This is a genomic window from uncultured Nostoc sp. (assembly GCF_964247315.1).
Lineage (GTDB): Bacteria > Cyanobacteriota > Cyanobacteriia > Cyanobacteriales > Nostocaceae > Nostoc.
In genome coordinates this window covers 48,276-61,362 of record NZ_CAXTTT010000007.1, presented here as the reverse complement: position 1 = coordinate 61,362, position 13,087 = coordinate 48,276, and the positions used below count along the sequence as shown (strand labels likewise).

14 protein-coding genes are annotated in these 13,087 nt (G+C 43.8%); 7 read left to right on the top strand and 7 right to left on the bottom strand.

The annotated features are described in order from the left end of the window. Window positions 1-23 precede the first annotated feature (23 nt). The gene (locus tag ACFE93_RS04080) at window positions 24-1,949 is read right to left on the bottom strand and encodes a transglycosylase domain-containing protein (RefSeq protein ID WP_375472127.1); all 1,926 of its coding nucleotides are present in this window, start codon (window positions 1,947-1,949) and stop codon (window positions 24-26) included. A 173-nt stretch (window positions 1,950-2,122) separates the two neighbouring features. On the opposite strand from ACFE93_RS04080, the gene tyrS reads away from it, so the two are divergent. From tyrS to ACFE93_RS04065, 3 genes are read left to right on the top strand one after another with little or no spacing between them, the layout of a single operon-like run. Further along, entirely contained in the window at window positions 2,123-3,313 is a 1,191-nt protein-coding gene (gene tyrS / locus ACFE93_RS04075) for a tyrosine--tRNA ligase (protein WP_375472153.1), read from the top strand. A gap of 21 nt (window positions 3,314-3,334) precedes the next feature. Further along, complete coding sequence (gene pyrF, locus ACFE93_RS04070) at window positions 3,335-4,066, top strand: orotidine-5'-phosphate decarboxylase (protein WP_375472126.1); 732 nt, start codon at window positions 3,335-3,337, stop codon at window positions 4,064-4,066. Next, on the top strand, window positions 4,063-4,797 hold the full coding sequence (locus tag ACFE93_RS04065) for a hypothetical protein (protein ID WP_375472125.1): 735 nt from the start codon (window positions 4,063-4,065) through the stop codon (window positions 4,795-4,797). The genes pyrF and ACFE93_RS04065 overlap by 4 nt, the downstream gene beginning before the upstream one ends. Before the next feature lie 5 nt (window positions 4,798-4,802). Here ACFE93_RS04065 and ACFE93_RS04060 read toward each other — a convergent pair whose 3' ends face one another. Further along, entirely contained in the window at window positions 4,803-5,828 is a 1,026-nt protein-coding gene (locus ACFE93_RS04060; protein ID WP_375472124.1) for a phosphotransferase enzyme family protein, read from the bottom strand. A 255-nt stretch (window positions 5,829-6,083) separates the two neighbouring features. On the opposite strand from ACFE93_RS04060, the gene remA reads away from it, so the two are divergent. Both remA and gmk read left to right on the top strand, forming a co-directional pair. Further along, window positions 6,084-6,350, top strand: a complete 267-nt coding sequence (gene remA, locus ACFE93_RS04055) for an extracellular matrix/biofilm regulator RemA (RefSeq protein WP_073639751.1) — start codon at window positions 6,084-6,086, stop codon at window positions 6,348-6,350. A gap of 166 nt (window positions 6,351-6,516) precedes the next feature. Beyond that, window positions 6,517-7,116, top strand: a complete 600-nt coding sequence (gene gmk / locus ACFE93_RS04050) for a guanylate kinase (RefSeq protein WP_375472152.1) — start codon at window positions 6,517-6,519, stop codon at window positions 7,114-7,116. Window positions 7,117-7,189: 73 nt separating this feature from the next. Here gmk and ACFE93_RS04045 read toward each other — a convergent pair whose 3' ends face one another. The 3 genes from ACFE93_RS04045 to ACFE93_RS04035 all read right to left on the bottom strand — a co-directional run bounded on the left by ACFE93_RS04045 (window position 7,190) and on the right by ACFE93_RS04035 (window position 8,672). Beyond that, window positions 7,190-7,711 carry a photosystem I reaction center protein subunit XI gene (locus ACFE93_RS04045; RefSeq protein ID WP_104907526.1) on the bottom strand — a complete coding sequence of 174 codons (522 nt, stop codon included), beginning with the start codon at window positions 7,709-7,711 and terminating at the stop codon, window positions 7,190-7,192. Window positions 7,712-7,988: 277 nt separating this feature from the next. Beyond that, a complete protein-coding gene (gene psaJ, locus ACFE93_RS04040) occupies window positions 7,989-8,138 on the bottom strand; it encodes a photosystem I reaction center subunit IX (protein ID WP_375472123.1) in 150 nt (49 codons plus the stop codon). Between the two features lie 39 nt (window positions 8,139-8,177). After that, window positions 8,178-8,672 (bottom strand): Photosystem I reaction center subunit III, encoded by a 495-nt coding sequence (locus ACFE93_RS04035; RefSeq protein ID WP_375472122.1) that lies wholly within the window; start codon window positions 8,670-8,672, stop codon window positions 8,178-8,180. A gap of 360 nt (window positions 8,673-9,032) precedes the next feature. On the opposite strand from ACFE93_RS04035, the gene tsaD reads away from it, so the two are divergent. After that, window positions 9,033-10,100 (top strand): tRNA (adenosine(37)-N6)-threonylcarbamoyltransferase complex transferase subunit TsaD, encoded by a 1,068-nt coding sequence (gene tsaD, locus ACFE93_RS04030; protein ID WP_375472121.1) that lies wholly within the window; start codon window positions 9,033-9,035, stop codon window positions 10,098-10,100. 88 nt (window positions 10,101-10,188) lie between these two features. Here tsaD and ACFE93_RS04025 read toward each other — a convergent pair whose 3' ends face one another. Further along, window positions 10,189-11,100, bottom strand: coding sequence for an alpha/beta fold hydrolase (locus tag ACFE93_RS04025; protein WP_375472120.1), 912 nt, complete (start codon window positions 11,098-11,100; stop codon window positions 10,189-10,191). Window positions 11,101-11,222: 122 nt separating this feature from the next. Further along, complete coding sequence (locus ACFE93_RS04020; protein ID WP_012410214.1) at window positions 11,223-11,942, bottom strand: hypothetical protein; 720 nt, start codon at window positions 11,940-11,942, stop codon at window positions 11,223-11,225. A gap of 481 nt (window positions 11,943-12,423) precedes the next feature. On the opposite strand from ACFE93_RS04020, the gene ACFE93_RS04015 reads away from it, so the two are divergent. After that, a complete protein-coding gene (locus ACFE93_RS04015) occupies window positions 12,424-12,975 on the top strand; it encodes a GNAT family N-acetyltransferase (protein WP_334845940.1) in 552 nt (183 codons plus the stop codon). Window positions 12,976-13,087: the final 112 nt, after the last annotated feature.

Below are 13,087 nucleotides of genomic sequence, written 5' to 3'. Positions count from 1 at the left end.
AAAATTCAAAATCTAAAACTAAATTATTGTGACTTGGGACGAGAAAACTGCGAAGGTGGCTTGAAGTTTTCTACTGGTACGTTTTTGAGTGCCTTATCCATAAAATCTTTCCAAATGGGAGCGACCATAACACCACCTGTGGCATGGTCAGCTAATTGTCTGTTGTCATCTCTCCCTACCCAGACAGCAGTTGTCAATTGTGGCACAGTACCAACAAACCAAATATCTTTTTCTGATGATGTTGTTCCCGTTTTTCCAGCGGCTGGGCGACCGATAGCAGCACCTTTACCTGTACCCTCAGAGATTACCGATCGCATTACATCGATAATTGCTGCTGATGCCCACTGATCGAGGACTAGCTGCGGTTTAGGGGTGTTATCTAACAACACATTACCACTACTATCAGTGACACGGGCAATTACAGTTGGTGGAGATTGCCAGCCATAATTAGCAAAAGTAGCATAGGCACTAGCCATTTCCAGAGGTGTGACACCAATTGCCCCAAGTGGTAAGGAAGTCACAGGTTCCATCGGACTCGTAATCCCCAAGGTACGACACGTTTCTATGACTCTATTCATCCCCACAGCTTTACCAATCTTGATCACCGGAATGTTGCGCGATTGGGCTAAAGCTGTGCGGATTGGCATCGCTCCCCTAAAACCGCCATCATAATTTCTCGGAAAGTACCAACCGTTACCATCTCGATAGCTAACTGGGGCATCGACGACTGTTGAGTCTGGCGCATATTTACCACTAGCGAAAGCAGTATAATATACAAACGGTTTAAAAGAAGATCCGGGTTGCCGTTGAGCTTGAGTTGCACGATTGAACTCACTGGTCTTAGGATCTATACCACCCACCAGTGCTTTGATAAAATGTGTGCGCGGATCAATTGCCACCAAGGCCATTTGATTCTTAGATAATCCTTGCCCCAAAAGTGTTTTATGCCACTTACTAACAGTTTCTTCTGCCATGATTTGGAAGTTGGCATCAACTGTAGTTTGCACCCGCATTCCACCTTTGAGTAGTGTCTCACGCCCAAACTTCTTAGCTAACTCCTGCGCTACGGTGTTGGTTACATAAGGTAGGGCACTACCTTGAAAGGATTTAATTCTCCCAAGTTTGATTTCTTGCTTGAGGGCATTGTCGTATTCTGACTGGTCGATCCAGTTCAATTCCAACATCCGTCCTAGCACTTCTTTTTGTTTCTGTTTTGCCAGCTTCATGCTCACGAACGGGCTGAATTCTTCTGGTGCTTGGATTAGACCCGCCATCATTGCTGACTCACCCAAGCTTAAATATTCTGCTGACTTATTAAAGTAACTGCGGGCTGCTGTTTGTACACCATAATTGTTATGACCCCAATAAACTTGATTGAGGTACATTTCTAATATTTGGTCTTTAGTGAGAATTTGCTCTAACCGGATTGCTAGCACAGCCTCTGCTAACTTGCGGGTAAAAGCACGCTTGCGAGACAAAAATAAGTTTTTTACCAATTGCATGGTGACAGTAGAGCCACCCTCTTTGACTCCGCCTGCTGCTGCGTTAGTTACTATGGCCCGGCCAACACCAGTAGGATTAATACCGTGGTGATCGTAGAAGTGGTCATCTTCACTTGCTAATACTGCCCGTTTTAAATTCGGCGAAATTCTGTCTAGAGGTACGACTTCCCGGTTGGCTTCCCCGTGAATACTCGTTAAGAGTTTGCCCTTAACGTCATAAATGTAAGTCGTTTCTGAGGGAAAGAAGTTACGTAGCTGTCTCACATCTGGCAAATTACGGAAACTGATGGCTAAACCAACCAGTCCTCCGGCTACAATGGAACTTGCCAGCATGGTGATTGAGAGGAGAGTACCGCCAGTTACCTGACCGACTCCTTTCAAAAACTCAAAACCTGATGAAGCCCGACGCTGTGGCTGTTTATCTTCAAAAGTCCTAGACGACGACACGGCTATTTCACTTCCTCACTTGTAAATTTAACTGTAATTGATTGGGTGAAGCAAGGCGGTTAGTTTTTTGCAATTATAGTAGTTTGGCAGATGAGAAAGTGGATAAATTGCCAGTGAGTATAACCAACTTAACTTCTAGTGTGCAAAACATAGCTAATAATGAATCTCTTCGGATGACGCAAGATTTTGCTTGGTTGCGTCGTGGTGTAGTAGAAGTATTCCCACAATCAGATGATGTTAACAGCGAAAGTCTAGAAAGGCTCTTACTAACCACAAACAAACCTTTAAGGGTCAAATTAGGGATTGACCCTACAGGTACTGATATTCATCTTGGTCATAGCATACCAGTACGAAAACTGCGAGGATTTCAAGATGCAGGTCATACAGCAGTTTTAATTATTGGCGATTTTACAGCACGTATTGGCGATCCAACTGGTAAATCTGAAGTGCGTCGTCAGCTTACAGAAGCAGATGTAGCTAAAAATGCTCAGACTTATTTAGATCAAGTACGTCCTATCTTGGATTTTGACACACCAGGAAGGTTAGAGGTGCGCTATAACTCTGAATGGCTCTCTAGTTTAAACTTAGAGAAAATTTTGGAGTTACTCTCCACGATGACGGTGGGGCAGATGTTAGCGAAGGAAGGATTTGCCGATCGCTATAAAAAAGAGAATCCGATTTTTATTCATGAGTTCCTGTACCCGTTAATGCAAGGTTTTGATTCGGTTGCAGTTGAAGCAGATGTGGAATTGGGAGGGACTGATCAGAAATTTAACCTTGCTGTGGGCAGAGATTTGCAGCGCTATTTTGGTCAAAAACCCCAATTTGGGATGCTGCTGCCAATTTTGATTGGCACGGATGGCGTGCAAAAAATGTCTAAATCTTTAGGTAATTATATTGGATTGTCAGAACACCCAGGCCAAAAGTATCAAAAGTTGCAAGGAATTCCCGATAATCTGCTGTCACAGTATTTTGAACTGTTGACGGATTTACCTTTGGATCAACTGCCAGAAAATCCCCGCGATCGCCAAACACTCTTAGCATGGGAAGTTGTCAAACAGTATCATGGCGAACAAGCAGCCCAAGAGGCGAAAGAAGCAGCCCAAAGCGGCGGTAAGGAAGGTGCTGTTCCAGAATTTTCTTTAGCTGGCGTGCAGCAATTTCCTACTAAGTTAGCGTATATTCTCAATGTCACTGGCTTGTGCAAAAGTACCGGGGAAGGAAAGCGGAAAATTCAAGAAGGTGGAGTACGCCTAGATGGCGATCGCATTACTGATGCTGATACCACTTTCGATGCTCCTAGTGAATTACAAGGTAAAGTTTTACAAGTTGGAAAAAATAAGTTTGTGCGCTTAGTGCCTTAAATGGGGAATGAGGAGTCGGGAATGGGGAATGGAGAACAGGTAAAACAACGAGTTATTGTGGCTTTGGATGTGCCGGATGAACAAAGTGCGATCGCTCTTATAGATCGGCTACCACAAGTTAGTTTCTGGAAAGTCGGTTTAGAGTTGTTTACTAGCACTGGCCCGAAAATTCTGGAAGTGTTAAAGTCTCGGCAAAAGCGCATTTTCTTGGATTTAAAGTTTGATGATATTCCTAATACCGTTGCTGGTGCTTGCCGGAGTGCAGCTAGATACGGAGTGGATTTACTGACAATTCATGCTACTGCTGGTAGAGATGCCCTGAAAGCCGCAACTGAGGCGGTACAGGAAGGGGCTGCAAAAGCAGGTGTACAACCACCAAAGTTAATTGCTATTACTCTGTTAACGAGCATTTCGGCTCGGCAGTTGGCATTTGATTTAAAAATACCCCTAGAATTGCCAGAATATGCTCTAGAAATGGCACTGCTGGCTCAAGAATCTGGTTTAGATGGGGCAGTTTGTTCGCCTCAAGAGGTGGTACAGCTACGACAAACTTGTGGAGATGACTTTTTGCTAGTTTGTCCGGGGGTTAGACCAACTTGGGCAGAGAAAGGCGATCAAAAGCGATCGCTCACTCCAGCACAAGCCATTAAAGCCGGCGCAGATTATCTAGTGATTGGGCGTCCGCTTACCGCTGCTACAGAACCTGAGTTGGCCTGGAAGAGGATTTCGGAGGAGTTAAGCACGGTGGCATGAAGCTAAAAGTCAGTAAGAAACTAGGGAACAGAGTGCAAGGTGCAGGGGAAAACAATCTTGCCTCTTCGCTCAGAAAGAAAAATTATAGTTGGCTTGTAGCTTGTGGCTTCTGGGTTCTAGTATCAAATAACCTTGCTTATCCAGCGTTCTCTATAAATCCCACCCCTAAACCCTCTGTCCTAGCAGAAAGGGAAAATGTCAACGACGCGGCAAAATCTTTGTGTTCTGAGCAAAATTTAGAAACATTTACTATACAGCTACTGGAAGATTTGCCTAGTTATACCAATCGCGCTAGTCAACGCGCCCGTCGCCTTAGAAGAAGCAGTGATGTTTACAGTTATATGTTAGTGGCAGGAAGACCTGAGTTTACTCCTCTGCCGCTTAACCTTGAAGAATATAGTGCAGATACACCTAAAAGCTCTGCATCAGGGGTTGAGCAAGTTTTCTTTACTACCTTAGAACGGCAGTACATAGGAAAGAAAGCGATAGAATTGCAGCAATTCCACTGGCTGTTGTTGACTAAAACTAAAAGTGGTTGGCAACTAGTGATGATGTTTTCTCAAACTGGTTCCTATTCAACACAGCAGCCATTATCTCCGCCACGCGATAGTAGTAAAGGTACTGTTGCCCAAGGGGTTAAAACTTGGTTACGCGATTGTCAAGCTGGAAGTGTACGCCGAATGCGTGCTGTAAATTTAGGAGAAAAAATTGAACCGTTAATATCAAAGTAGAACAGCTATGACTCAAACAAAAATGCTTCGCCTTTAAGATATTTGCTACAGAAGCTTTCATTAACGTAGGGTACAGTTTCTAATAAGTAATCATGTTCATTTGGCTGCAACGCTAAAAAAGCAAAATTGTTTACCATTGCTCCGAGAAAGAACGCCTCCAAGATACTCTGATACCCATCGGGCAGTTGACACACACTTTGATATCCGCTGAGGAACGATCTACGGTTTTCGGGAAATAGATGTAGCAGTGTATGAGCAATGTCATAAAGGTAGTAGCCAAAGCCACAACAGGAAAAGTCGATGGCCCGCGCTTCACCTGCATAAAAGATGTAATTATTTTCATTCAGGTCTGCGTGAATCAGACCCCAATTGGTGCGTGTTTTTTTTAGTGCTGTCATCACATTACTAATTCGCACAAGTGCACTCTCAAGCACAGCGAAATCAGTCACAGATATCGTACCAGCATCTACTAGCGATCGCAGCTTTATCAATGAGGCGTGTAGTTGCTCCCAGTCGTATTTTGGTCGCGTCAAGCCTGAAGGCAATTCCCAAAGGCTGGTGTGCTGGTGCAACTGAGCCATAAGTTCCCCAATTTGCCTAGCCTGTATCGGTGTAGGTTCAGTGTCGAGAGGGGAACCATCGACCCACTTTAGTAGTGTACAGTTGAGCGTTTCGCTGATGTCATCAACTGCTACAGAGGTAATAAAACTGCCACTGAGGTTCTGCACGGGGTAGGGCACAACCAAATGGGTATCTTGATGCAACGCGATAAGCCAGATTAGTTCTGACTCAATGACGGCATGTTGTTGCCAGATGCGATCGCAAAACTGAGCGATCGGATAATGGATACGGAGAAGAAATAACGCTTGCTGATCATATTCTCCAGATGTAGCAAAATTTTGATTATTGCGAGTATCAACGCAAAACGTCACATTTTCGCTATGACCCAAGAATACCAATTGAGTTGCATTGACATTGTATTGAGCTAGCGTAGTTAGAGCCAGACCGTTCCAATCGATTTTGCTCTCCATCTATTTCCGGGTCAGATACTTATTTCAAACAAAATAAATGTACATCATCCAATTAGCTTGTATCAGTGGAATTGCACCTGTATCTTTAGGAAGATTTTCAGGAAAAATAGCTGATAAATAGCTAAAAGAAGCAGACATTATTTAAAAACGCAGACTGGCTTGAATTTAAGCGTTGTAACTCCTGTTTTTTGGCGATAACATGGAAATAAGTTTATTTCAAGCTTTATCAAACCGCGTTTAGCGTCAGTTTTTTTTATGGACATTCAGTTAATCAACATCGGCTTTGGTAACATCGTGTCTGCCAACCGAGTAGTTGCCATTGTCAGTCCAGAGTCTGCCCCGATTAAGCGGATTATTACCGATGCACGGGATAGAGGTCAACTGATTGATGCAACTTACGGTCGTCGCACTAGAGCTGTAATTATCACCGATTCCAGCCACGTAATTCTGTCAGCAATTCAGCCGGAAACGGTAGCGAATCGCTTTGTAATTTCTCGCGATCATCAAACTGTAGATAATTGACTAGCAGTGGATTTTTCCCACTTCTCTTTGTACCGTATCGGTAGTACCATGTGAATTAGATAAATTTTCTGTTACTCTTGCTACAAATTCTTTAGTCACTAGTGGTCTAGACCAGGAACACAAAACTAATGAATAATATGTATTGATTGATTCACAGGTTGAAGGGATGATGCCAGTTTTACCCATCCAGAGTAGTGTGACTACCGAAGAATGCTTCCATTTAGGCAGGTTAATTGTTTTAACTGGCCCCAGCGGGGTCGGTAAAGGCACTTTAATGCGATCGCTCCTAGACCGTCATCCAAAACTCTATTATTCTGTATCTGTAACAACTCGCTCTCCCCGTCCAGGGGAAATCGATGGCAAAAGTTATTATTTCATCAGCCGCAGTAAGTTTGAACAATTAGTTGCTGAAGGTGAATTTTTAGAATCGGCAGAATTTGCTGGTAACTATTACGGCACACCCCGTGAAGCTGTACTTAACCAAATTCATGCCGGTAAGTTGGTGGTGCTGGAAATTGAACTAGAAGGGGCAAGACAAATTCGTGCTTCCTTTCCCAGTGCCCTCAGCATTTTTATTTTACCGCCTTCCTTTGATGAATTAGAGAAACGAATACGCTCTCGTGCCCAAGACTCTGAAGAAGCGATCGCCTGCCGTCTGCTTCGCGCCCAAGAAGAAATTCAAGCCGCAGATGAATTTGATATTCAAATCGTTAATGACGATTTTGAAACTGCTTTAAATGATATTGAAGCAGTTTTATTTAAATAAGTTAGGAGTTAAGAGTTAGAAGTTATGAATTTAACCTCCTAACTCCTAACTCCTAACTCCTAATTTCTAGTAATTAACCAAATAGACCTTGAATTAGTGCCAAATTACTAGTCAAAAAGTAAGCAACTACAGCACCACCAATACCACCAATCAAGAAAGAACTGGCGAAGTTGTTCCAGCTTTCTTTAGAGTTAAAAGCATCTGCTGGAAGCTTGGGTACGGGAACACTAGGAAGTGCTTTGGGTGGATTGCTATTGGCATACAGCGACAGAGCGCCTGTGAGAACTACAACCAGCCCAATGGCTGACAGCAACCCAGCTAAGTTAGCATCACTTGTATCCCGCAGTGGGCCCAATTTGGCAAAGGGACCAAATAGCCAGTAACCATGAGCCATACCAACTTCTAAACCGCGTCTAGCAGGAGCCAGACCTGGGCGATAGGCAGGTAAGTTATTAATGAACCACTTGCTTAAGGGAGAAGCATTAATCGGGGTTTCTAGGTTGCCTATCTGTGGATCGCCGAATGCGGGAAAAACAACTTCCCGATTTCTAGGATCGCTGGGAAGATTCTTTGATGCATCTACTGCTTGTGCCATATTTTATGTTCGCCTCTAAAATTAAAATGGTGGCATTTTCATATTAATAATAATTGTAGCTAAAGAAGCATTTTGTTTAGGAAGTTTAGAAAAATTAATTTAGCTTGTTTTAAAACTGTGAAACTCGCGATTTTGTTTACAAATCGCGAGTTTCAAAAAACTATTTTTGCTGTCTATTTTGGTGATAATTCTGCCTAACTAAGCTGAATACATCAACTACACAATATTAAGCAAAAAACAAGACATTGATTCAACTGTCCTAAATCCCATTTGACACTTATGGCAGTGGGTGGAAAAGTAGGTCGGGGAAAAAGAGGTTGAATTCAATCAAGATAACTGCTGTGATGGTCAGCCAGATGGTAGCTGCCACGGGGGCTGTAGAAAGGAATTTAATCAAATAGGCTGATTGATCGCCTTTGTCTGCCATGAATTTAGTCTCCAAAACAAATAAATTAGTTAAGCTGATTTAGCGTGGGGAAATGGGGATTTCTGTATCCTTGGCTGCTAATTTTCCAGAGAGCAATTCTTGGACTGCTGCTACTGGCCAAGTAAAGCCTGACGCCATGATAGGTAGTGCCAAACCAAGATCGATTTGGATTTCTTTTTGTTCAGTGTTAGATTCCTTTTTGATTGCTTGCAGATAGGCACGACCTACCCAACCAATCCAACCAGCAATGTATAGAAACAAAATGCTAGGGATCAAAAAGTCACCAGCATGATTTAGACTACCATCAACAATCAAGTGGGGGAATCCTTCAGGGCCGCACAGCTCCTGAGAATAACGCTCAAACCGCTTTATCCCTGATTGGGGGTCAGCGGTGGTGTTACGGGCATTAGCTGCTAGCTCTTGAAAAGCGGGATTGTCTTTGCACGGTGTCAAATTAGCCCCTAAAGCTTGTGCTGGGGGGGCAAAGTTGAACCAAAGACTAATCGCTAACATCAAAGCAAACAATCGTCGCATAGAGTTGTTTCCTTTTATTACAAAACAAGAAGTTCTTTGTACAAAACGAAGCGGCTTGTACAGTTGTTTATTTGCATAACTAGGAAGTCATCATACTCTTGGGTGGGAACCGAGTAAAGTTTAAGTAAATAAAAGTTAAAGCTTCTCAACCAAAATAAGTGCTGAGTGCTGAGTTCCGAGTGCTGAGTATAAGAATTGTTGTAGGGTAGTAAAGAAGAAAGATTTTCTCTCTACTATTCAGGACTTAGGACTCAAAACTCAAAACTGAGCTTCAGAACTTGGAACTTGGGCTTCAGAACTCGGAACTTTGAGTTTGGAACTCAGCACTCAGCACTCAGCACTCAGCACTGATTACTCTCAATGACAACCGTTTTAGCAATAGAAACCAGTTGTGATGAAACAGCCGTCGCAATTGTTAACAATCGTAAAGTTTGCAGCAGTATCGTAGCCTCGCAAATTCCAGTCCATCAGCAGTATGGCGGGGTAGTGCCAGAAGTAGCGTCTCGCCAGCACCTGGAAACGATAAATGAAGCGATCGCCCAAGCTTTAGAGCAAGCCCAATTAGACTGGGGAAAAATCGATGCAATTGCCGCCACTTGTGCGCCTGGACTCGTAGGAGCGCTATTAGTGGGGTTAACTGCTGCCAAAACCTTGGCAATGGTACACAACAAGCCATTTTTGGGAGTTCATCACCTTGAAGGTCACATTTACGCAACTTATTTAAGTGAATCAACTTTAAATCCCCCTTTTCTTAGCTTACTGGTTTCAGGCGGACATACAAGCTTGATTCATGTCAAAGATTGTGGTACATACGAAACCCTGGGACAAACCCGTGATGATGCTGCAGGTGAAGCCTTTGATAAAGTGGCGCGATTGTTAAAGCTGGGTTATCCCGGTGGTCCAGTGATTGACAAGTTGGCACAAGAGGGGAATCCTCAAGCCTTTGCTTTACCAGAAGGAAGAGTTTCTCTACCCGGTGGGGGGGTTCATCGTTATGATGCGAGTTTTAGTGGATTAAAAACGGCTGTGTTGCGTTTAATGCAGCAGTTAGAGAAAGATAGTGGACAAGTACCAGTGGCAGATGTAGCAGCTAGCTTTCAGGATGCGGTAGCGCGATCGCTAACCAAAAGAGCGATCGCCTGTGCCCTTGACTATGGTCTAGACACAATTGCCATTGGTGGCGGTGTAGCAGCAAACAGCGGGTTGAGAAAAAACCTCCAAACCGCCGCCGTTAAACACAACCTACGCGTCCTATTCCCACCTCTAAAATTCTGTACTGATAACGCCGCCATGATTGGCTGTGCCGCCGCTGACCATCTATCCCGCGGTCATACATCCCCCCTCACACTAGGCGTTGAGTCTAGGTTAGGGCTTACTCAGGTGATGAAGTTGTATCAACCTTCAGGAGTGCTGAGTGCTGAGTGCTGAGTGCTAAGTCGGGAATCTCACTTCTTTACTCTCAGCCGAGGAACTCGAAAAAGAGGAACTATTTTGCCCAATGCCCAATGCCCTATAACTATAGACTCTTGACTATCGCTCGGATATGGTCAGCCACAGCATCCGGCTGTTCCAACATCGCCAGGTGTCCACAATTAGGAATTTCCAGAACATTGTCACCACAATATTGGAAAAGTCTGTGAAAGCTGGCTAAATGGCGCACATACTTGGGTTCCATAACCTTGTCTTCCGCGCCAGCCAAAAAATAAACTGGCTGCTTCAGTTGGGATACTAGCTCAGGTAAACGATTGATTTCTTCTTCAGTTGTGGAGTCTAACAGAGTTCCCAGAGCCGCTTCTGGGTCAGCCACGACGAAATCTATTACCCGCTGACGTGCCCAATAGCGCTCCAAAGGACGAGCCACACTAGCTCTAGTAAACAGCAAATCAATCAAAGGCACTTGGGAGAGCCAGCGCGGACGCATTTGTAAAAATTTCTGACCCGCCGAGCGAAACTGCTCAAAGGCTTCTTTGAGGTAAATACCACCGCCAGCGTTGATACAGATAACTCCCTTAACACACTCAGGTATTTGATCTGCTCCCCAAAGAGCGATCGTCCCGCCTAATGAGTGACCAATTAGCCAAGCACTTTTAATATTCAACTGTTTCAAAAGAGCCGCTAAATCCTGAGTATACGCAGCAGGAGTATAAAGAGAATCGAAAGATGAATCAACCGCACTACTGGAGATGGGCGTCAGACTCAAAGACGTTTGTACTCGACTAAAATCGGTTTTTACCTGAGACTGAGATTCACCAAAACCCCGCAAATCATAGGACAGGCACTGCAAATCATCTGATAGGCGGGAAATCACAGGTTGCCAATATCCACGGCTATTGAGCCAACCGTGGATAAATACTAAAGCATCGGGGCAGGAAGTGGGAGCCGTTAGCTCGTATGCGTGTGGAACGCCCAAGATTTCGATAGTTGCCATACTTATATCGTACCCTTAAGGACGGGTGCGACTAAATACTAAAGTGGAAAGAGTTAGAAGTTAGGAGTGAGGAATTTTTAACTCATAACTCATAACTCATAACTCCTCACTTTTCACTTTGTTTATTTACCCAACAACCTCTGTCGCACTCCTTCAGCAATTTTGTGACCCAGATATTCAGGAATGAGGCTTTCATTCGGCCCTAACAAGTACAGAATTAGCCGTGTACGTCCGCGCCAAACCAGTAAATTGGCATTGACTACCAAAAGGTCTTCCTGCCAGATAGCGTACATCACTTTGTAGAATAATCCTGGTTGATTATCAGCTTCAATCACTAGAGCAGGGAGATGAAAGACCGGATCGACATAGAACTCAGTTTGTACCTGCTCTAAGCCAGTGTCAAGATTAAATTCTACTGCCAGCATCTCTTCTACCTCAAACCGACCTCCTAAAGCCTCGCGAATGGCGCGACAGACATTTTCTGCGGTTTTCTCGGTCAAGGCTTTACTACCACGAGATACCAAAAGTTTGATAAAAACTAACATTGGCGGACGGATCTGACCGTATAGACTCAGACCGTGGATAGTCAACCCATAAGCTGCTAGTACACCAAAAATATCGCTGAGGAGAAAAGACTGGTTGCGGTAAGCAAAATGCAGGGCACTTTTGCTACCTTCCGGTTTCAGTTCAATAACAGCGCGTCTAGTTTTATAGAGACGGTAGGCTAGCCGCAAATTTTGCAGTTGAATTTCACTACTGACGAATTGCTCATAAAACTGGGGAAACGCTCGGTTAAAGCGCTTTAGGAGTTCCAGTGTTGAAGATTTTAAACCAGAAGCCATTGTTAAGGGTAAAACTCGCTTGCTTTCGTCATCTGGGGGCTAGGTGTTTGGGACTGGGGACTGGAGATTGAGGACTGGGAGGACAAGGGGACAACAAAAGAGTGTTCTCGATACCCAATGTCCAATTCCCAATTCCCAATGCCCAATCCTGTGTATACAATTCACTCCTAAGCTAACTTGCATTTAAGCTCTATACGAGCAATTGCCAGGATTAGGTTTTTCCATTATGAATGCGTGAATTTTGAATTGTTTATATCCTTACCCTTTTGATGAATTTCTCCTAGCCTTTACAACAAAATGCTAAAGTTGAAAATGATTGGTGTGAAACACGCTCTAACTGGCTGTTACCATTGCAAATCCCGAAAACAACCGAAAAACTTTGAGTGTAAAGGGTAGTAAATGGGGGTAGCGATGTTAAAAGTGATATCAACACTCCTGAGAGTGGAAACCAATTCAGTTATACTACCCGAACCGCGTTGGCATGGGTTTTTGGAAAACTTGGTTTAGTACTCCTGAATCTGTAGGGACAACTAGGACAAACCTCTTTGAAGAGCATACAGCAGAAACTGCGGGCAACTCTAGCCCTAGTAGTATTAGCGAAGCTTCCTCAAAGGAGGCTCGGATCGTCTTCAGCACAGAACGAGATATTGACCTATATGAGCTAGAAGAACTCTGTGATGCAGTTGGTTGGTCGCGTCGTCCTCTAAGAAAAGTGAAAAAAGCTATTGAGCATAGTTTTCTCGTTGCCTCAATGTGGCAAGTGAGAGGAAACCAAAAGCGGCTCATTGGTTTTGCCCGTGCTACTTCAGATCACGCGTTTAATGCCACTATCTGGGATGTAGTGGTTCACCCAGACTTTCAAAGTCAAGGACTGGGTAAAGCGCTGATGAAATATGTTCTCAAAAAACTTAGGAGTGAAGAAATTAGTAATGTCACTCTCTTTGCCGACCCCCATGTTGTAGATTTCTACCGAACTATGGGGTTTATGGCCGATCCAGAAGGCATCAAAGGTATGTTCTGGTATCCTCACTAACACTCAATCCAAATAAAACCCGATTCGCACAATAAAATCAGGTAGGTATAGTAGTATAAATCTATTATTTTAATTTGGTTTGACAAGGTTTAGCCGACGAACGAACAAGTAA